The sequence below is a fragment of the Enterobacter sp. 22452 genome, assembly GCF_052045065.1.
Classification (GTDB): Bacteria; Pseudomonadota; Gammaproteobacteria; order Enterobacterales; family Enterobacteriaceae; genus Enterobacter; species Enterobacter mori.
Genome location: NZ_JBQEOB010000005.1, coordinates 201,076 through 219,438, shown reverse-complemented (window position 1 = coordinate 219,438; position 18,363 = coordinate 201,076). Strand labels below are relative to the sequence as shown.

The window sequence follows — 18,363 nt, the reverse complement described above, 5'->3', positions numbered from 1 at the left end:
CTTTGGGGAGAGGGCCGGGGTGAGGGGAGTTAAGCCGCACTACGCTTATACATCCTCCTCGGATGCCCAATCTTCCCGTACAGCATCTCTACGCTGAGAAACCCCGCCTCCACGCAGTGTTCCAGATAACGCCGGGTGGTGGTTTTACTCAAACCCGTTTCGCTCACCACTTCATCCACGGAAAAGCAGTGCGTTGCTTTGGCGTTAAAAAGTGTTTGTACCAGCGCCAGCGTATTCTCTTCAATGCCTTTGCTGCCGTTGTCCTGACGGTAATTTTTTGCCTGCAACTGATAGAGGGAATCCACGTTCTGCTGGTCGACAATCTTCCAGACCCGCTGCTGCTCGGCAAACTGCACAAAGCGCTCCAGCGACTGGCTGAGCCGCTTCCACGACACCGGTTTGAGGATGTAGTCAAACGCGCCGTTGCGGATGGCCTGGCTGCAGGTGTCCATGTCACTGGCGGCAGTGATGAAAATCACTGAGCAGTTGGCGCGGGCCAGCATTGGATTGCTGATAAGCGTGATGCCCTTGCCGTCCGGCAGGTAGTTATCCAGCAACATCAGCTGAGGCTGCTTGCTCTCAAGCTGCGTCTGCGCGTCAGCCAGTGAAGAGGCAATCCCGACCAGCCTCAAACGCGGATGTTTACCGATCAGCTCCGCATGCAATTGCGCCAGTTCGTTCTCGTCTTCAACAATCAGTACGTCGATAAGTTCATGTTGCATAATCATTATCTTCCAGTTCTTGTGCGGGACGCCGGGCAGCTCCCGTGGCGGGAATAAACAGTGAGAAAATGGCACCGCGCGGCGTGTTATCCGCAACTTCGATGGCGCCGCCCGCCTGCGTGACGTAGCTTTCAATCAGATACAGGCCAATACCGTGATCGCCGCGCGTTTTGGTGGTAATGCCGCGTTCAAATATGTGTTCACGGATCTCCGGTTTGATGCCAATACCCTGGTCGGCGACTTCGATGATGAGTTCCTGCTCGCTCAGTTTTATCAGCACTTCAACCGGCGCATGCGGAAGCGGTGCGCGCTGCGTCGCTTCAATCGCGTTATCCAGCAAGTTCCCGATAATCGAGATGAGTTCCGATTCAAGCAGCGGCAGAAAGGGTTTATCCATCCGGCAGGCGGGGTCGAAGCTCAGCTCCACGCCTTTCTCCCGCGCACGCGCGGCTTTGCCTAACAGCAGGCCGCAGAGCGTCGGGGAGCTAAAGCGCGACGAGATAAAGTCCAGCAGCTCCTGCGCGTGCTCTGACTGCGCCTGAATATAGCCAATCGCCTCATCATAGCGGCCCATGTGCAGCAGGCCGGAAAGGGTGGTCATCCGGTTGAGCTGCTCGTGGCGCATGATGCGCAGGTTATCAACGTAGCGTTTAACCTGGCTGAGCTGGGCGCTGAGCGAGTCGATCTCATTGCGATCGCGGAAGGTGATCACCCAGCCCTGCAGCGAGTTTTCCAGCATGATCCTTACCCGGCTGGCAATGACCGTAAGATCGTTAAAGCGGCAGATTTCGTCATGGGTGTCTTTCGCCAGCATGGTATGTGTATTGAAGAACGGAACAGGATCGATCACCTGGCTAATCAGTTGTCCGCGCAGCTCGCGGGCGGGCTGGCTTAAGCCTAATAACTTGCGTGCCGCCTGGTTGATCACTTCGATGCGCAGATCGTCATCGATAGCAATGACCCCTTCATAGATGGATTCCATTATCGCCTTCTGCTGGCGTACCAGCAGGCCAATTTCGCGTGGCTCCAGCGAGAAGATCTGCTTCTTGATACTGCGGGTGAAAAACCAGGAGAAGATAAACAGGGCGATCAGCAGCAGCACGGCGGCAATCAGAATGTTAACCACTTTATTGACGGTGATGGTATCCAGATAGCTGGTGAGATAGCCCACCGAGACAATCCCCACGACGTGCCCCGCATCGTTAAAAATCGGCGCTTTACTGCGAAGTGAAATACCTAAGCCGCCCTTGCGGATCGTGGTCGTGCTTTTACCCTGCAGAACCTCGTCGTTATCGCCGCCGACCAGCGTTTTACCCACCCGGTCAGCAAACACCGAGTGAAACAGGTGCAGCCCTTTATTATCGCCAATCACAATAAAACTGGCGTCGCTGTGGGCCGCTATTTTCTGCATAAAGTCGCTGATGCCGTTGATATCTTTCTGTTCGACTTCTTTTCGCAAAGTAGGAATAAGCGCAATTTCTTCGGCCTGTATTTTTGCGCGCGCGCTCATTTCCTGATAAAGCTGTCTTCCAACGTCGACGTAATAATATCCACCCAGTAGCGCAAACAGTACTGAGAAAAAAACGACCAGCGAAATAAACAGCTTGATCTGAAATGACACTTTCATAACTATCACGCCGGGTATCAACAAGGCAGGCTAATATATCATCTTTTCTCGTGGTGACGCCTGCTTTGCAGAAAACTTGTGATCCCTTGCACAGCAGCGCCTGTAAAAGATTTATCCGAAACGCCAGACGTCTTAAGGCTAAATTAATAAATGTTATTTATTTGTTCATTTAAGAAAAGAAACCATAAAAACCATGGAAATAAATAAGGTGTAAATCACATTAAATAAAAGAAACCATTAAAACCATAGCTGCCATTAAAACTTCGCTTTTAATATGCCATTCCTCACATAAAGTAAGCCTTTGTGACTCTAAGCTGAACGCACAAAATAACCAAGGGGCTTATTATGAGCACAACTGACGATTCTTTCTCTGTTACCCACGACCCGATTGAAATTCAGCGACCTTCGCTCAAAGAGCGCTGGTGGCATATTATGGATACCTGGAAAATCGGGATTATTCCTCTGCCGCTGTTCGTTCTGGCGGGCGCGCTGATTGCCATTGATTGCCTGGGCGGAAAACTGCCGAGCGATATCGTGGTGATGGTGGCCACGCTGGCCTTCTTCGGCTTCGCCTGCGGTGAGTTTGGTAAACGCCTGCCGATTGTCGGCAAGCTCGGCGCGGCGGCGATCTGCGCCACCTTTATCCCTTCCGCGCTGGTCTATTACGGCCTGCTGCCGGATGTGGTGGTCGAGTCCACCACCAAGTTCTATAAATCTACCAACATTCTCTATCTCTACATCTGCTGCATTATTGTCGGCAGCATCATGAGCATGAACCGCACGGTGCTGATTCAGGGCTTCCTGCGCATCTTCTTCCCGATGCTGTGCGGTGAAATCGTCGGCATGCTGGTGGGGATGGGCGTCGGCCTGGCGCTGGGTCTTGAGCCGTTCCAGATCTTCTTCTTTATCATTCTGCCGATTATGGCGGGTGGGGTAGGGGAAGGGGCGATCCCACTTTCCATCGGCTATGCCACCCTGCTGCATATGGACCAGGGCGTGGCGCTCGGTCGCGTGCTGCCAATGGTGATGCTCGGCGGTCTGACGGCGATCATCATCTCCGGCTGCCTGAACCAGCTTGGTAAACGCTACCCGCACCTGACCGGTGAAGGCCAGCTGATGCCTAACCGCGCGAATGCAGATGCTACCGTCTCTCAGCCTGCGTTCTCCGGCAAGGCGGACGTGACCACCATCGCCTCCGGCGCGCTGCTGGCGGTGCTGCTCTACATGCTGGGCATGCTGGGACACAAGCTGATTGGTCTGCCTGCCCCAGTCGGCATGCTGTTTATGGCGGTGCTGGTGAAGCTCTGCAACGGCGCCTCTCCACGCCTGCTGGAAGGCTCGCAGGTGGTGTACAAATTCTTCCAGACCTCCGTGACCTACCCGATTCTCTTCGCCGTTGGCGTGGCCATCACCCCGTGGCACGAACTGGTGGCGGCGTTCACCGTCAGCAACCTGCTGGTGATTGTCAGCACCGTTTCTGCACTGGTCGCAACCGGCTTCTTCGTCGGCAAAAAGATTGGTATGCACCCGATTGATGTCGCCATCGTCTCCTGCTGCCAGAGCGGCCAGGGCGGTACCGGCGACGTGGCGATCCTGACCGCAGGCAACCGCATGAGCCTGATGCCGTTCGCCCAGATTGCTACCCGTATCGGCGGCGCGATTAACGTCTCTATCTCACTGCTGATTCTGGGCAACTTCCTCGTTTAAGTTTTCAGGAAAGAACAATGAAACTCGCAAGCTTTTTATACCAGGGAAAACGCAGCTACGGCATCGTCCAGGCCGACGGCGTGATTGACTTAGGCCGCCGTCTCGGCGACCGCTACAGCGACCTCAAGGCGCTGCTGCAGGGCAACGGGCTGGCGCAGGCCACCCGCTATCTGAACGATGCCGTGGACGTGCCGCTGAGTGCCATCACCTTCTTACCGGTGATTGTGCAGCCGGAAAAAATTCTCTGCGTGGGCATGAACTACGCCGACAAGCGCAAAGAGTTTGACCAGCATAACCCGGCCCCAACGCTGTTTGTCCGCTTCCCGGATTCACAGACCGGGCACAACGAGCCGGTGCTGAAGCCGCGCCACTCCAGCGAATTCGACTACGAAGGCGAGCTGGCGGTGATCATCGGCAAAGGCGGGGAGAACATCAGCCGCGACGACGCCCTGCGCCACGTGGCCGGGTACAGCTGCTACATGGACGGTTCCGCCCGCGACTGGCAGCACACCTGGTTTACCGCCGGTAAAAACTGGCGTCAGACCGGCGCGTTTGGCCCGTGGATGGCGACGGCCGATGAGATCCCGGATCCACATCAGCTGGCAATCCGCACCTGGCTGAACGGCCGCATGGTGCAGGAAGACAACACCAGCAGCATGATCCACAAGGTGGCAGAGCTGATCGAGTACATCAGCACCTTTACCCGCTTAAGTCCGGGCGACGTGATCATCACCGGCTCCCCTGGCGGGGTGGGTAAAAAGCGTAACCCGCCGCTGTTTATGAAAGAGGGCGATCGCATTGAGGTGGAGATCGAGCATATCGGTCATCTGAGCAACGTGATTGTGGAAGCGCCAGCCGTCGGGCTTGCGGCGGCACACTGAGAAAGGCGGCATGAACAGTCAACCCATCGATTTTCGCCACACCCTCGTGGCGAAGCATCCGGAACGCTTAAGCCAGATCCGTTACCTGCTGGCAGACAGCGGCCTTGGCCTGGACAACGACATCACGCTGTTTGTCGAAGCCTGGTCCGGCTCGCAGCTGGTGGGTTGCGCAGGGCTTGCTGCCAACGTCATCAAATGCGTGGCGGTCAACGAGCAGCTTCGCGGCGAGAACCTCAGCGCGCGGCTGCTGGCAGAGGTGGAAAATGCGGCGCTGGAGCGCGGCCATTTTCACCTCTTCCTCTGCACCCGTCCGTGCAACCGGGAGCGCTTTTCCCGCAGCGGCTTCTGGCCGATTGCCCAAAGTGGGAACAACGCGGTGCTAATGGAGAACACCCCGCAGGGGATCGAACGCTACTGCCGTTCCCTGCGCGCGAAGCGCAAGTGCGGGGAGAACATTGGCGCGATAGTGATGAACGCCAATCCGTTCACCCTCGGCCACCGCCATCTGGTGGAGCAGGCGGCAACGCGGTGCGATGCCCTGCATCTGTTCGTGGTGCGTGAAGATGCCTCGTTCTTCCCGTTCAGCGCGCGCCTCGAGATGGTGCGCGCGGGCGTGGCGCATCTGCCGAACGTGGTGGTGCATGAAGGCTCGCAGTACATCATCTCCCGCGCCACCTTTCCGGCCTACTTCCTGAAGGAGACCGGCAGAGTGCAGCAGGCGTGGAGCGAGATCGACGTGCTGATCTTCCGGGACTTTATTGCCCCGGCGCTGGGCATCACGCACCGCTTTATCGGCTCGGAGCCGTTTTGCGATATCACCCGCCAGTACAACCAGACGCTGCACGACCTGCTGGCCTCGCATATCGACGTGGTGGAAATGCCGCGCATCAAGGCCACCGGCAACGCCATTTCAGCGTCCGAAGTGCGCCGTTTACTGAAGACACAGCAGTTTTCCCGGATCCGGGAGATTGTCCCGGACTCCACCTTCGCGCTTCTCGAAACGCATTACCGTGCGAGTGCGGAAGTCGCTTAACTACCAGGAATTTATCATGAAAATTGTAAGGGAGGCGCTGGCCGGAACGCAGGAGTCCAGCGACCTGATGGTGAAAATCGCTCCCGCTCACGGCGAGCTGGAGATAGTCATCCACAGTGAAGTGATTAAGCAGTTTGGCGAGCAGATTCGCCAGGTGGTCAACGACACATTGCGCGCCTTGAACGTGCACCAGGGATTAATCATTATTGAAGACAAAGGGGCGCTGGACTGTGTGATCCGCGCCCGCCTGCAGAGCGCGCTGATGCGTGCCGCCGATGAACAGGCCATCAACTGGGGGGCGCTGAAATGAGCAAACTCCGCCGCAGCATGCTGTTCCTGCCGGGCGCCAACGCCGCCATGCTCTCCACCGCCTTTATCTACCGTCCTGACTCCATCATGTTCGACCTTGAGGACGCCGTCGCCCTGCGCGAGAAGGATACCGCGCGCATGCTGGTGTTCCATGCGCTGCAGCACCCGATGTATCAGGATATCGAAACCGTGGTGCGCATTAACCCGCTCAGCACGCCGTTTGGCCTGCTGGATCTGGAAGCCGCCGTGCGGGCGGGCGTGGACGTGATCCGCCTGCCAAAAACCGACACGCCGGACGATATCTACGAGCTGGAAGGCCACCTGGAGCGCATTGAACGTGAATGCGGTCGCGAGGTCGGCTCCACCCGCGTGATGGCGGCGATTGAATCAGCCATTGGCGTCATCAACGCCGTGGCGATTGCCCGCAGCTCTCCGCGCCTTATCGGGATTGCGCTGGCCGCCTTTGACTACGTGATGGACATGCAGACCGAACGCGGCGACGGCACCGAGCTGTTCTATGCCCGCTGCGCCGTACTGCATGCCGCCCGCGCGGCGGGCATCGATGCCTTCGACGTGGTGTGGTCAGACGTTAACGACGAGGCCGGGTTCCTTCGCGAGGTCGATTTGATCCGCAAGATGGGCTTTAACGGTAAATCGCTGATCAACCCGCGCCAGATTGACCTGCTGCACAACGCCTACGCCCCGACGCAGGAAGAGGTGGATCACGCGAAGCGCGTGATTGAGGCGGCAGAAGAGGGCGAGCGTAACGGCCTGGGCGTGGTGTCGCTCAACGGCAAAATGGTGGATGCACCGATTATTAACCACGCGCAGGTAGTGCTCGAGCGCGCAGCGGCCTCCGGCGTGCGTCGTTAAGGATTACACAATGAATCAGACAGAACTTCTCCATGTGAATTTTCCCCATTTGCGGGACTTAAAACCCTTTGATACTGCGCACAGCGCGACGCCGTGGCTGGCAGACAGCGACGCGAAGCACAGCCGCAAGCTCTGCGCCTCTGTTGAAGAGGCGGTGATGCGAAGCGGCCTGCAGGACGGAATGACCATCTCCTTCCACCACGCATTCCGCGAAGGCGACCGGGTGATCAACACCGTCGTGGCGCTGCTGGCGCGGATGGGCTTCAAAAACCTGACGCTGGCCTCCAGCTCGCTGATGACCTGCAACGATGCGCTGATCGAACATATCGAAAGCGGCGTTATCACCCGGATTTACACCTCGGGGATGCGCGGCAGGCTGGCGGATGCCATCTCCCACGGGCTGATGGACGAGCCGGTGCAAATTCACTCCCACGGCGGGCGCGTGAAGCTGCTCCAGGACGGTGAGCTGAAAATCGACGTGGCGTTTCTCGGCGTGCCGTGCAGCGATGAGTTTGGCAACGCCAACGGCACGCACGGCAAATCCTGCTGCGGCTCGCTGGGCTACGCCATGGTGGACGCGCACTTTGCCCGCAAGGTGGTGCTGCTGACGGAAGAACTGGTGCCGTTCCCCAATATGCCCGCCAGCCTGGTGCAGGACCAGGTGGACTACATCGTGCAGGTTGAGAGCGTGGGCGACCCGGCGAAAATCAGCGTCGGCGCGGCGCGCGTCACCAGCAACCCGCGCGAGCTGATGATTGCCCGCTATGCAGCGGACGTGATTGAGCACTCCGGCTACTTCAAACCGGGCTTCTCAATGCAGACCGGCTCCGGCGCGGCGGCGACCGCCTGCACGCGCTTTATGGAAGAGAAGATGGAGCGCAGCGGCGTTAAGGCACGCTTTGCGCTCGGCGGCATCACCGGCAGCCTGGTGGATTTGCACGAGAAGGGGCTGATCGAAAAGCTGCTCGACACCCAGTGCTTTGACGGCCAGGCGGCGGCTTCGCTGGCGAGCAACCCGAACCACGTGGAGATCTCCACCAACGTCTACGCCAACCCTGGCAGCAAAGCGGCAAGCTGCGATCAGCTCGACGTGGTGATCCTCAGCGCGCTGGAAATCGACGTCGATTTCAACGTCAACGTGATCACCGGTTCCGATGGGGTGATGCGCGGCGCGTCCGGCGGACACTGCGATGTGGCCGCCGCGGCGAACCTGACCATTGTGGTCGCGCCGCTGCTGCGCAGCCGTATTCCGACGGTCGTGAAGCGCGTCACCACGCGCCTCACGCCGGGCGAAAGCATTGACGTGCTGGTCACCGACCACGGCATTGCGGTCAATCCGGCGCGCCCGGAGATCCGCGAGCGGCTGCTGGAAGCCGGGCTCAACGTTGTGGATATCAGCGCGCTTTACGAGCGGGCGATTTCCCTGACGGGCGTACCGAAACCGATTGAATTTACCGACAAAATCGTCGGGGTGATCCGCTACCGCGACGGCAGCGTGATCGACACCGTACGACAGGTGAAGGAGTCAGTATGATTTCAGCGACACCCGTGCGGGCGGGTGTCAGCCTGGACGAACTGCTGGCGGCGAAAGATCGCCGTGCGGCGCGCCAGGCCGACATGCTCACGCACTATCAACAGCCGATAATTTCCCTCACGCTGGTCACGCCGGGAGAAATCAAAGACAGCCTGCGCTATCGCAACTGCATGGGCGTGGCGCTGCAGATGTGTGACCAGCTGCTGTGGGAGAACCGCTGGCAGGTGTTGGACCGCCAGGTGCTGTGGCTCCCGACCGGGCCAGAAGCCCTGTGGTGCGTGGCCCATCCGGCGGCGGAAATCAAAGCGCACTGTGCGGATCTGGAGCAGACGCACCCGCTCGGCAGGCTGTGGGATCTGGACGTGATCTGCCCTCAGCACGGCCACGTCGGGCGTCAGTCGCTGGGGGCGAATCTCAGACGCTGCCTGATCTGCGACGAGCCCGCGCATGCCTGCTCCCGTTCGCGGAACCATCCCGTTGAGCTGGTGGTTTCCCGCGTGGAGAAGATGATCGATGACTGGTTTGCTCGCGACTAAACCCTGCCCGGCTGACGTGCCAGCGCTTGCCGAAGCGGCGCTGTGGCAGGAGCTGGAGCTAACGCCCAAGCCGGGGCTGGTAGACAAGCTTAATAACGGCTCCCATCGCGATATGGACCACGGGCTGTTCGTCCGAAGCATTGCGGCGATTACGCCGTGGTTTTCGCGCTTTGCCGAGCTGGGTAGCACGCATGCAGATAAGCCTGCTGCCGAACAGTTAAGGATTATCCGCCCGATGGGGATGGCCTGCGAGCAGGCGATGTACGCCGCGACGAACGGAGTGAACACCCACAAGGGTGGGATTTTTGCCCTGGGTTTACTGTGCTTCGCCGCCGGGCGTGTGAAAAATATCTCTGCAGACAGCCTCTGCTGTGAGGTGAGTAACATCTGCAGCGGGCTGGTATCGCGTGAGCTGGCCGCACGCAGCGGACAGGCGACGGCGGGCGAGCGGCAGTTTCAGCAGTACGGCTTAACCGGCGCGCGCGGCGAGGCGGAGAGCGGCTTCGGGACGGTGCGTAAGGCTCTGGATTCGTGGAACGGACAGTCGCTTCACGGCCTGCTGTTGCGCCTGATGGCGATTAATCAGGACAGTAATCTCGTGTCGCGCGGCGGCATGGAAGGGCTGCGCTATGTTCAGGGCTACGCGCGGGAATTACTGGCTAACGGCTGGGATCGCGGGGCGTTGCTTAAGATGGATAAAGCATTGATTGAACGCAATCTGAGCCCGGGCGGCAGTGCAGATTTGCTGTCGGTGGGGTGGGTGCTGTCTGCAATAAAATAGCCGGGTGGCGCTAACGCTTACCCGGCCTACTCTGCGTGCTTTTGTAGGCCCGGTAAGGCGAAGCCGCCACCGGGCAAAAGTCATCAAGGATTAATGCGCGATCGGCTGCGCACCGTGTGGTTCACGCACGTGCTTGTACTTGAACAGCGCGATAAACGCGAAGAACAGCACCAGCGAGTACGCGGCGAAGATCAGCCACACGGGCTGCCAGTCGGTGATGCCGTTGGTGGTGTACATCTCAACCACTTTACCGCTCACCACGCCGCCCAGAATACAGCCGAAGCCGTTGGTCATCATCAGGAACATGCCCTGCGCGCTGGCGCGGATTTCAGGCTTCACCTCTTTTTCCACAAACACCGAACCGGAGATGTTGAAGAAGTCGAAGGCGCAGCCGTAAACGATCATCGACAGTACCAGCAGCACGGTACCGAACGCGCTTGGGTCACCGTAGGCGAACAGGCCGAAGCGCAGCATCCATGCAGCGATACTGATCAGCATGACGTTTTTGATGCCGTAGCGGCTCAGGAAGAACGGGATGGTCAGGATGAACAGCGTCTCAGAGATCTGAGAGATGGACATCATCACCGACGCGTGCTCGACGATAAAGCTTCCGGCAAACAGCGGGTTGTTATCGAAGCTGTGCAGGAAGGTGTTGCCGAACATGTTGGTGATCTGCAGCTCTGCGCCCAGCAGCATGGAGAAGATAAAGAAGATCGCCATGCGTCTGTTTTTAAACAGCGCGAACGCGTCCAGGCCGAGCATGGCGCTCCAGCTCTGGTTTTTCTGCTGGTTTGATACCGGAATGTGCGGCAGCGTCAGGGTAAACACGGCCAGCACCACGGAGAGCACCGCGCCGATATAGAGCTGCATGTGGCTCAGCTCAAAGCCCGCGAAGCTCACGCCCCACATCGCCATGATAAAGCCGATGGTGCCCCAGATACGGATTGGCGGGAAGTCGGTCACGATATCCATGCCCGCAGACTTGATGCGGTGGTAGGAGATGGTGTTGATCAGGCCAAGCGTTGGCATATAGGCCAGCGAGTTAAGCAGGATCACCATGAACATCGCCCCCGGCGTGGTCACTTCGGCCGCCATAAACAGCGTCCCCGCACCCACCAGATGGCAAAGCATGTACAGCCATTTCGCACTTAACCATTTATCCGCCACGATACCGAGCAGCGTTGGCATGAAGACAGCCGCGATACCCAGCGAACTGTATACGGCACCGATAGACGCACCATCGAACTTGAGCGTCACAAACATATAGGAGCCGAGTGTGGTCAGCCAGCTACCCCACAGGCAGAACTGCAGAAACGACAAAATTTTAAGCTGCAGCTTAAGGTTCATGTTACTTTCCTCACAAGTGAGCGGGAGATATGTTGTTTTGGGAACATTCAGGGTTGTTATTTGATGCAATTCTATCAGTTGGCAACGATATGTTTTGTTACCTCCCGCAAAAAAATGCAATCCACATTAATTTGCAGTTTGGATTGTGATGCAAATAACATTTTCGTATGGATGGGGTGAGTGAGTGCGGCATGATGCCCCCTCACCCTAACCCTCTCCCAGAGGGAGAGGGAACTTGAATACCCTCTCCCTCTGGGAGAGGGCAGGGTGAGGGATAGTTCTAGCGACGACGATAGTTCTTCTGCGCCGTATTCACCTTATACAGATAGCGGCGGGATTCCGCAGACGGGTGGCGGGTGGTGAGGGTTGAGTAGACATCCCCCGGCGCCATGCTGTTGATGATGTTCGCGGCCTGCACCTTATCGCTGGAGAAGACGCGCAGCACGCTGCCCGCACCGCCGTTATAGGCGGTGATCACCGCATAGCGGCGCGACGTTGGGTTATCAATTCCGCCCAGGTATACATTATTCAGCATCGCCAGATAGGCGGTGCCGGTATCGATGTTGCTCTGCGGGTCGAACAGATAGCTGCGGCTCGGCGTGCCGGATTTACCCTGCGAGCGGAAGACGTCTTTACCGGCGCTGTGCTGCACAACCTGCATCAGCCCCAGCGCGTCGGAGCGGCTTACCGCGTACGGGTTGAATGAAGATTCGGTCTGCATAATCGCCAGGATCAGCGACTCATCCACGCCGTACTTACGGGACGCCTGACGCACCATCCCAATGTACTTATGCGCACGCTTGTCGAGGTGGTTCGGCACCAGGTTGATGGTGATGCTGTAGATGATCTTCAGGCCGTTCGAGCGGCTTTTCAGGCGCGTTTGCAGCAGATAATCCGCGAAGTTCGTGGCGCGGCCTTCCCAGCGGATCGGCTGACCGGTCTGATCGACAACCTGGCCGTACAGGAACGGCTCTTTGGAAATAGTAATGTCGTCAGCGTCGGAGTAGAGATCGATAGAGCCCGGATCGTCACCCATCAGCAGGGTTTTGATAATCGCCTGACGCAGGCGCGCAGCAGGGTCAGTGCCTGCGATGGTTTCAACCGTGATCGTACCCTCATCAAAGTTGATGTGGCTTCGGGTCTGATAGGCGTCGGTGTACTTAACGTAGTCCTTAGGTCCGGCGATAAGAACTTCGTTAAATCCCCATATGTTTTCGATGTTGTGGGCAAACTGCCCCATCAAAATGTCAAAACCGTTGGTGTCCTTAACCCAGGCTTCGTTGTAATCATCGCCTTTTTTGGAAGAACAAGAGACCAGCAACGGCGCAACAAGAGCTAGCGCTAAAAGTTTTTTCATCATTCCGGGAGTGCGTGTTGTGTTTGCTTAGTCGTGGCTTTCGCCGGGTGGCGCTGCGCTTATCCGGCCTACAAAACCGTAGGCCCGTGCAAGCGAAGCGCCGCCGGGCAACAGCGGCACGAAATTATTTTTCCGGCGGCGTATAGCCTTCGATGTGCACGTCTTTACCTTCGAACAGGAAGCTCACCATCTCCTGCTCCAGCAGCTTGCGGTGCTCCGGGTTCATCATGCTGAGTTTTTTCTCGTTGATCAGCATGGTCTGCTTTTTCTGCCACTGTCCCCAGGCTTCTTTGGAGATTTCATTGTAGATGCGTTTACCCAGGTCGCCCGGATAAAGCTGGAAGTCCTGGCCTTCAGCGTCACGCTGCAGGAAAGTACAAAAAATCGTTCTGGCCATACTCATTCCTCTTTTTCTTGCCGATGCTAAACCATTGCACCGGCACGTAATTGTTGTAACAGGCGCTCCACGGGAGCCGCCAGCCCGACTGAAGGCGGTTGCGCTAAGTTATACCAGAGAGCGGTGCCTTCATCCATGCACGAGGTGAATGAGGACACGGGAAGCCACATGGGCACAATATCCAGATGGAAATGGCTGAAGGTGTGGCGAAACGCCGTCTGCTGCGTCAGGTTATCGGCGGCTATTCCGCGCTGTTTAAGCCATTCACGCAACAAATCTTCATTTTCAAACTGTGGGAAGCAGTATAGACCGCCCCACAGACCGCTCGGCGGACGCTGGGCAAGGAACACCTCATCGCCGTGTTGCATCAGCAGCATATAGCCGGTGCGCTCCGGCAGCGTCTGTTTGGGTCTCTTACCGGGATACTGCGCCCACGAATGGTTGGCATACGCCACGCAGAGATTATTCACCGGGCAGAGTTCGCATTTTGGTTTTGAGCGCGTGCAGACCATCGCGCCGAGATCCATCATCGCCTGGTTAAAACGCTCCACCCCGTTCGCCGGGGTGACCGCTTCGCTGATCTCCCAAAGGCGTTTTTCTACGTCTTTCTTACCCGGCCAGCCGTCGACGGCATAGCAGCGTGCCAGCACGCGCTTCACGTTGCCGTCGAGGATCGGGAAATGCTTGCCTAATGAAAGGGAAAGAATCGCGCCTGCGGTGGAGCGCCCGACTCCGGGGAGATCGGCCACCTCGTCAAAGGTTTCCGGGAATTTACCGTTATGGCGCGTCGCGACCTGCTGCGCGGCCTTGTGAAGATTACGCGCGCGGGCGTAATAGCCCAGGCCTGTCCACAGGTGCAGCACTTCGTCTAATGGCGCGTTTGCCAGATCGATGACCGTCGGGAAGCGCGCCATAAAACGCTCGAAGTAAGGAATGACCGTGGCGACCTGCGTTTGTTGCAACATCACCTCGGAGAGCCATACTTTGTAAGGCGTTTTTTCAATTTGCCAGGGCAGGGTTTTACGCCCGTATTTGTCGTACCAGTCCAGCACCTGGGCTGAAAATTGAGAGGCTTGCATGGTCATCGATTCACATAATCAGGGACGCAGATTGCAGCACAGCGTCAATCTGCTGTAAACCGGATCTTTCCCATGCTTGCATAGAAGCCTTAACTTTGGATAATGCCCGTTTCCCGAACACTCTCACAAGCAGACAACTCTTTTATGAAAAACGACGTCATTTCACCGGAATTTGATGAAAACGGTCGCCCGCTGCGCCGTATTCGCAGCTTTGTCCGCCGTCAGGGCCGCCTGACAAAAGGGCAGCAACATGCGCTGGACAACTACTGGCCGGTGATGGGCGTTGAGTTCACTGAACAGCCTGTCGACTTCGCCGACCTGTTTGGCCGAGAAGCGCCTGTGACGCTGGAGATCGGTTTTGGTATGGGCACCTCGCTGGTGACCATGGCGAAAGCGCGACCGGAGCAGAACTTCCTCGGTATCGAAGTACACTCGCCGGGCGTCGGTGCATGCCTGGCAACGGCCCACGAAGAGGGCGTTGAGAACCTGCGCGTCATGTGTCACGACGCGGTGGAAGTGCTGCACAAAATGATTCCTGACAATTCTTTGAACATGGTTCAGCTCTTTTTCCCTGACCCGTGGCACAAAGCACGTCATAATAAACGCCGTATCGTTCAGGCACCGTTTGCCGAGCTGCTGAAAAGTAAGTTAAAACTGGGCGGCGTCTTCCACATGGCGACCGACTGGGAACCTTATGCGGAACATATGCTGGAAGTGATGTCCTCGCTGGACGGCTATAAAAACCAGTCTGAAAGCAACGACTATGTACCGCGTCCGGATTCACGTCCGGTGACAAAATTTGAACAGCGTGGCCATCGTCTTGGTCACGGTGTATGGGACTTAATGTTCGAGAGGGTGAAATAATGGCAAAGAATCGTAGCCGTCGTCTGCGTAAAAAGATGCACATCGAAGAATTCCAGGAAGTGGGCTTCTCTGTTGCCTGGCGTTTCCCGGAAGGCACCAGCGTTGAGCAGATCGATCAGGACGTTGACGCGTTCATCAATGATGTGATCGAGCCAAACAAGCTGGCCTTCGACGGTAGCGGCTATCTGGCGTGGGAAGGTCTGATCTGCACCCAGGAAGTCGGTAAATGCACCGAAGAACATCAGGCGCTGGTACGCAAATGGCTTGAAGACCACAAACTGGAAGATGTCCGCATCAGCGAACTTTTCGACGTTTGGTGGGACTAATAAAGCAAGTACAGGGCCAGCATTAGCTGGCCCATTTTGTCTGAGGGAGTGTTAAAGATGCGCAAAACGTTGCTGGCTGTTGCTTTAATGGCAATCGGATCCACCGCCCATGCGGAGTATAAATGTAGCGTCACCCCGCGTGACGACGTGGTATTAAGCCCGCAAACCGTGCAGGTCAAAGGCGAGAACGGCAATCTGGTGATTACGCCGGATGGCAGCGTAACGTTTAACGGCAAGCCGCAAAACCTGACTGCCGCGCAGCGCGAGCAGGCGAAGGATTACCAGGCCGAGCTGCGTACTGCCCTGCCGTGGATTAACGACGGCGCGCTGACGCGCGTTGAGAAAAGCCGCGTGGCGCTGGATAAGATCATTACCAAAGAGGTGGGTGAGAGCAGCAATATGCGCACCCGTCTGACCAAGCTGGACAAGCAGCTTAAAGAACAGATGAACCGGATTATCGAAAATCGTACCGATGGTCTGACGTTCCACTACAAGGCGATTGATCAGGTCCGTGCTGACGGGCAGCAACTGGTGAATCAGGCGATGGGCGGCATCCTGCAGGACAGCATCAACGAGATGGGGGCGAAAGCCGTGCTGAAAGGCGGCGGTAACCCGCTGCAGGGCGTGCTGGGTAGCCTTGGCGGCTTGCAGACGTCGATTCAGAACGAGTGGAAAAACCAGGAAGATGATTTCCAGCAGTTCGGCAAAGACGTGTGTAAACGCGTGGTGTCGCTGGAGGATAGCCGGAAGGCGCTGGTGGGGACGCTGAAGTAATTTCCCCTCACCCTAACCCTCTCCCCAAAGGGGCGAGGGAATGGTTTGCTCCCTCTCTCTTTCAGGGAGAGGGCCGGGGTGAGGGTTGTAGCATTTGCAGTGTCTCAAGGATCTTTTCTAATACCGCCTCTTCGTTATCCCAGAGTTCGTTGTTCCAGAAACGAATGACATGCCAATCTTTCTCATTAAGCCAGCACGTTCTTTGACGATCGTATTCCTGCTTTTCATCATGTTGCCCGCCATCCAGCTCAACGGCCAGACGAGCTGCGCAGCAGGCGAAATCGAGAATGTAGTGACCTACCGGATGTTGACGACGAAATTTATAATTTTCGAAGCGGCGGCTGCGTAATAAATACCATAGCCGTCTTTCTTCCTGTGTGAGCTCGCGTCTGAGCTGCTTTGCGTATGAACGAATAATTTCCATCCCCACACTCTGCCAGCCTTTCCCTCAGCCGGCAGAACGGGATGCAAAATCCTGAATCAGCCTTCAGGAATCTTCGGTGAGGAACAGCTCAAGAAGGGAGTTTAAGAACAATTTGCCGTGCTCGGTGATCTGCCAGAACGCATCACACTCGGTCAGATACCCCTGCGCCAGCGCCTCGTCGATCTGCGGGCGAATCACCGATTCCGGCAGCCCGGTGTACAACGCAAACTCCGCGCGCGGCGCGGCTTCCAGCAGACGTAAGCGGTTCATGAAGAACTCAAACGGCTTATCCGCCGCCTCGACGTCGTGCTGACGCTCCAGATAGCGGCCTTCCATATATCCACGCGGGTGTCGGGTCTTAGCGGTGCGCAGTATGCGCCCGTCCGGGAAGGTCACCTTGCCGTGCGCGCCGCAGCCAATCCCCAGATAGTCGCCAAACCGCCAGTAGTTCAGGTTATGCTGACACTGATAGCCCGGCTTCGCGTAGGCGGAGGTTTCATACTGCTGATAGCCCGCAGCGGTCAGAAGCCTGTGGCCCTGCTCGAAGATATCCCACAGCGCGTCGTCATCCGGTAGCGCCGGCGGGCGCGAGCCAAACAGCGTGTTTGGCTCGATGGTGAGCTGATACCATGACAGGTGCGGCGGGTTCAGTTCGATCGCCTGACGCAGGTCATCCAGCGCCTCTTCCAGCGACTGATCCGGCAGGCCGTGCATTAAATCCAGGTTAAAGCTGCGAAGATTAAGCCCGGTCGCCAGGTTCGCCGCGCGCTTCGCCTCTTCCGGGCCGTGAATGCGGCCCAGACGTTTCAGTTTCGGCTCGCTAAAGCTCTGCACGCCGATGGAGATGCGGTTCACGCCCGCACGCTGATAGTCGACAAAACGGTCGGCCTCAACGGTGCCGGGGTTGGCTTCCATCGTAATTTCAGCATCCGCTGCCAGGTTCAGACGCGCACGCACGCCGTCCAGCAGCGTTTGCATTGCCGGGCCTGAAAGCAGGCTCGGCGTACCGCCACCAATGAAAATGGTCTTAACTTCACGTCCCTGTGCGTAAGCGACATCGGCGTCCAGGTCGGCCAGCAGATGCGCAACGTAGTCATCATGCGGCACTTCACCCTTCAGCGCGTGCGAGTTGAAATCGCAGTACGGGCATTTCTGCACGCACCACGGGATGTGAATATAAAGACTCAGTGGTGGCAAATTAGCCATTACGTAACGCTTCCAGTAACAGTTTCAGTGCGCGTCCACGGTGGGAAATCGCGCTTTTCTCTTCGCGGGTCAGTTCCGCGGCGGTTTTGCCCTCGGTCGGGACAAAGAAGATCGGGTCGTAGCCAAAGCCACCGTTGCCCGCTGCTTCACGGGTAATCACGCCTGGCCAGCTGCCATGGCAGACGATAGGCGTCGGGTCTTCCGCATGACGCATATAAACCAGTACGCAGTGGAACTGCGCGGTGCGCTGTTCGTCCGGTACGTTTTTCAGTGCGACAAGCAGCTTTTCCAGATTCTGCTGGTCGGTGGCGTCCACGCCGGAATAGCGTGCAGAGTAAATCCCCGGCGCTCCGCCGAGAAAATCCACGGCCAGGCCGGAGTCATCGGCAATCGCGGGCAGGCCGGTGACCTGTGCGGCGTGGCGCGCTTTCAGGATCGCGTTTTCGATAAACGTCAGGCCCGTCTCTTCGGCGGACTCGACGCCAAGCTCGGTCTGGGCGACCACGTCCAGCCCAAAATCATTTAATAGCGAGGCCAGCTCGCGCACTTTACCGGCGTTACCGGTCGCGAGAACAACTTTCTGCAT

General features: G+C 57.5%; 20 protein-coding genes. 11 read left to right on the top strand and 9 right to left on the bottom strand.

Features of this window, described 5'->3' with window-relative positions; translation table 11 throughout:
- Positions 1-29: 29 nt before the first annotated feature.
- Together ACTJJA_RS16140 and ACTJJA_RS16135 are read right to left on the bottom strand one after the other, a co-directional pair.
- A complete protein-coding gene (locus ACTJJA_RS16140) occupies positions 30-722 on the bottom strand; it encodes a response regulator (protein WP_218308481.1) in 693 nt (230 codons plus the stop codon).
- Positions 712-2,349 (bottom strand): ATP-binding protein, encoded by a 1,638-nt coding sequence (locus ACTJJA_RS16135; protein WP_440668652.1) that lies wholly within the window; start codon positions 2,347-2,349, stop codon positions 712-714. Before ACTJJA_RS16135 ends, ACTJJA_RS16140 begins: the two co-directional genes overlap by 11 nt.
- A gap of 345 nt (positions 2,350-2,694) precedes the next feature.
- Here ACTJJA_RS16135 and ACTJJA_RS16130 point away from each other — a divergent pair, with 345 nt between their 5' ends.
- The 8 genes from ACTJJA_RS16130 to citG are packed head-to-tail and all read left to right on the top strand — an operon-like array spanning position 2,695 to position 10,003.
- Entirely contained in the window at positions 2,695-4,056 is a 1,362-nt protein-coding gene (locus tag ACTJJA_RS16130) for a 2-hydroxycarboxylate transporter family protein (RefSeq protein WP_023333366.1), read from the top strand.
- Positions 4,057-4,073: 17 nt separating this feature from the next.
- Positions 4,074-4,937, top strand: a complete 864-nt coding sequence (locus ACTJJA_RS16125) for a fumarylacetoacetate hydrolase family protein (protein ID WP_059312234.1) — start codon at positions 4,074-4,076, stop codon at positions 4,935-4,937.
- 10 nt (positions 4,938-4,947) lie between these two features.
- A complete protein-coding gene (gene citC, locus ACTJJA_RS16120; RefSeq protein ID WP_440668651.1) occupies positions 4,948-5,970 on the top strand; it encodes a [citrate (pro-3S)-lyase] ligase in 1,023 nt (340 codons plus the stop codon).
- 16 nt (positions 5,971-5,986) lie between these two features.
- Positions 5,987-6,280 (top strand): citrate lyase acyl carrier protein, encoded by a 294-nt coding sequence (gene citD, locus ACTJJA_RS16115; protein ID WP_440668650.1) that lies wholly within the window; start codon positions 5,987-5,989, stop codon positions 6,278-6,280.
- Positions 6,277-7,152, top strand: a complete 876-nt coding sequence (citE, locus tag ACTJJA_RS16110; RefSeq protein ID WP_032660024.1) for a citrate (pro-3S)-lyase subunit beta — start codon at positions 6,277-6,279, stop codon at positions 7,150-7,152. Before citD ends, citE begins: the two co-directional genes overlap by 4 nt.
- A 10-nt stretch (positions 7,153-7,162) precedes the next feature.
- Positions 7,163-8,686: a citrate lyase subunit alpha gene (gene citF / locus ACTJJA_RS16105; RefSeq protein WP_440668649.1), complete on the top strand. Its 1,524-nt coding sequence runs from the start codon at positions 7,163-7,165 to the stop codon at positions 8,684-8,686.
- Positions 8,683-9,222 carry a citrate lyase holo-[acyl-carrier protein] synthase gene (gene citX, locus ACTJJA_RS16100; RefSeq protein ID WP_440668648.1) on the top strand — a complete coding sequence of 180 codons (540 nt, stop codon included), beginning with the start codon at positions 8,683-8,685 and terminating at the stop codon, positions 9,220-9,222. The genes citF and citX overlap by 4 nt, the downstream gene beginning before the upstream one ends.
- Positions 9,200-10,003: a triphosphoribosyl-dephospho-CoA synthase CitG gene (gene citG / locus ACTJJA_RS16095; RefSeq protein ID WP_440668647.1), complete on the top strand. Its 804-nt coding sequence runs from the start codon at positions 9,200-9,202 to the stop codon at positions 10,001-10,003. Before citX ends, citG begins: the two co-directional genes overlap by 23 nt.
- A 90-nt stretch (positions 10,004-10,093) precedes the next feature.
- On the opposite strand, the gene ACTJJA_RS16090 is transcribed toward citG, so the two are convergent.
- From ACTJJA_RS16090 to mutY, 4 genes are all read right to left on the bottom strand, one after another.
- On the bottom strand, positions 10,094-11,350 hold the full coding sequence (locus ACTJJA_RS16090; protein ID WP_089599962.1) for a nucleoside permease: 1,257 nt from the start codon (positions 11,348-11,350) through the stop codon (positions 10,094-10,096).
- Positions 11,351-11,630: 280 nt separating this feature from the next.
- Complete coding sequence (gene mltC / locus ACTJJA_RS16085; protein ID WP_348579436.1) at positions 11,631-12,707, bottom strand: membrane-bound lytic murein transglycosylase MltC; 1,077 nt, start codon at positions 12,705-12,707, stop codon at positions 11,631-11,633.
- Positions 12,708-12,831: 124 nt separating this feature from the next.
- Positions 12,832-13,104: an oxidative damage protection protein gene (locus ACTJJA_RS16080; RefSeq protein ID WP_023309138.1), complete on the bottom strand. Its 273-nt coding sequence runs from the start codon at positions 13,102-13,104 to the stop codon at positions 12,832-12,834.
- A 26-nt stretch (positions 13,105-13,130) separates the two neighbouring features.
- Positions 13,131-14,183 carry an A/G-specific adenine glycosylase gene (mutY, locus tag ACTJJA_RS16075; RefSeq protein WP_440668646.1) on the bottom strand — a complete coding sequence of 351 codons (1,053 nt, stop codon included), beginning with the start codon at positions 14,181-14,183 and terminating at the stop codon, positions 13,131-13,133.
- A gap of 144 nt (positions 14,184-14,327) precedes the next feature.
- Between mutY and trmB the strand changes: the two genes are divergently transcribed.
- The 3 genes from trmB to ACTJJA_RS16060 are packed head-to-tail and all read left to right on the top strand — an operon-like array spanning position 14,328 to position 16,147.
- Entirely contained in the window at positions 14,328-15,047 is a 720-nt protein-coding gene (gene trmB / locus ACTJJA_RS16070; RefSeq protein WP_089599965.1) for a tRNA (guanosine(46)-N7)-methyltransferase TrmB, read from the top strand.
- Complete coding sequence (locus ACTJJA_RS16065) at positions 15,047-15,373, top strand: YggL family protein (RefSeq protein WP_010435485.1); 327 nt, start codon at positions 15,047-15,049, stop codon at positions 15,371-15,373. The genes trmB and ACTJJA_RS16065 overlap by 1 nt, the downstream gene beginning before the upstream one ends.
- A 57-nt stretch (positions 15,374-15,430) precedes the next feature.
- Positions 15,431-16,147, top strand: a complete 717-nt coding sequence (locus ACTJJA_RS16060; RefSeq protein ID WP_440668645.1) for a DUF2884 domain-containing protein — start codon at positions 15,431-15,433, stop codon at positions 16,145-16,147.
- Between the two features lie 61 nt (positions 16,148-16,208).
- Here ACTJJA_RS16060 and ACTJJA_RS16055 read toward each other — a convergent pair whose 3' ends face one another.
- The 3 genes from ACTJJA_RS16055 to ACTJJA_RS16045 form a co-directional block, all read right to left on the bottom strand.
- On the bottom strand, positions 16,209-16,571 hold the full coding sequence (locus tag ACTJJA_RS16055) for an endonuclease domain-containing protein (protein ID WP_089599967.1): 363 nt from the start codon (positions 16,569-16,571) through the stop codon (positions 16,209-16,211).
- A gap of 63 nt (positions 16,572-16,634) precedes the next feature.
- Positions 16,635-17,777, bottom strand: a complete 1,143-nt coding sequence (gene hemW, locus ACTJJA_RS16050; RefSeq protein ID WP_440668644.1) for a radical SAM family heme chaperone HemW — start codon at positions 17,775-17,777, stop codon at positions 16,635-16,637.
- Complete coding sequence (locus ACTJJA_RS16045; protein WP_233002830.1) at positions 17,770-18,363, bottom strand: XTP/dITP diphosphatase; 594 nt, start codon at positions 18,361-18,363, stop codon at positions 17,770-17,772. The genes hemW and ACTJJA_RS16045 overlap by 8 nt, the downstream gene beginning before the upstream one ends.

Bases quoted from the DNA above. Each gene is read 5' to 3' on its own strand.
- ACTJJA_RS16060 (WP_440668645.1), top strand. From the start codon at position 15,431: ATGCGCAAAACGTTGCTGGCTGTTGCTTTAATGGCAATCGGATCCACC.
- trmB (WP_089599965.1), top strand. From the start codon at position 14,328: ATGAAAAACGACGTCATTTCACCGGAATTTGATGAAAACGGTCGCCCG.
- ACTJJA_RS16045 (WP_233002830.1), bottom strand. From the start codon at position 18,363: ATGCAGAAAGTTGTTCTCGCGACCGGTAACGCCGGTAAAGTGCGCGAG.
- ACTJJA_RS16140 (WP_218308481.1), bottom strand. From the start codon at position 722: ATGCAACATGAACTTATCGACGTACTGATTGTTGAAGACGAGAACGAA.
- ACTJJA_RS16055 (WP_089599967.1), bottom strand. From the start codon at position 16,571: ATGGAAATTATTCGTTCATACGCAAAGCAGCTCAGACGCGAGCTCACA.
- citD (WP_440668650.1), top strand. From the start codon at position 5,987: ATGAAAATTGTAAGGGAGGCGCTGGCCGGAACGCAGGAGTCCAGCGAC.
- mltC (WP_348579436.1), bottom strand. From the start codon at position 12,707: ATGAAAAAACTTTTAGCGCTAGCTCTTGTTGCGCCGTTGCTGGTCTCT.
- citC (WP_440668651.1), top strand. From the start codon at position 4,948: ATGAACAGTCAACCCATCGATTTTCGCCACACCCTCGTGGCGAAGCAT.
- citE (WP_032660024.1), top strand. From the start codon at position 6,277: ATGAGCAAACTCCGCCGCAGCATGCTGTTCCTGCCGGGCGCCAACGCC.
- citF (WP_440668649.1), top strand. From the start codon at position 7,163: ATGAATCAGACAGAACTTCTCCATGTGAATTTTCCCCATTTGCGGGAC.
- mutY (WP_440668646.1), bottom strand. From the start codon at position 14,183: ATGCAAGCCTCTCAATTTTCAGCCCAGGTGCTGGACTGGTACGACAAA.
- ACTJJA_RS16125 (WP_059312234.1), top strand. From the start codon at position 4,074: ATGAAACTCGCAAGCTTTTTATACCAGGGAAAACGCAGCTACGGCATC.
- citG (WP_440668647.1), top strand. From the start codon at position 9,200: ATGACTGGTTTGCTCGCGACTAAACCCTGCCCGGCTGACGTGCCAGCG.
- ACTJJA_RS16065 (WP_010435485.1), top strand. From the start codon at position 15,047: ATGGCAAAGAATCGTAGCCGTCGTCTGCGTAAAAAGATGCACATCGAA.
- hemW (WP_440668644.1), bottom strand. From the start codon at position 17,777: ATGGCTAATTTGCCACCACTGAGTCTTTATATTCACATCCCGTGGTGC.
- ACTJJA_RS16135 (WP_440668652.1), bottom strand. From the start codon at position 2,349: ATGAAAGTGTCATTTCAGATCAAGCTGTTTATTTCGCTGGTCGTTTTT.
- ACTJJA_RS16130 (WP_023333366.1), top strand. From the start codon at position 2,695: ATGAGCACAACTGACGATTCTTTCTCTGTTACCCACGACCCGATTGAA.
- ACTJJA_RS16090 (WP_089599962.1), bottom strand. From the start codon at position 11,350: ATGAACCTTAAGCTGCAGCTTAAAATTTTGTCGTTTCTGCAGTTCTGC.
- citX (WP_440668648.1), top strand. From the start codon at position 8,683: ATGATTTCAGCGACACCCGTGCGGGCGGGTGTCAGCCTGGACGAACTG.
- ACTJJA_RS16080 (WP_023309138.1), bottom strand. From the start codon at position 13,104: ATGGCCAGAACGATTTTTTGTACTTTCCTGCAGCGTGACGCTGAAGGC.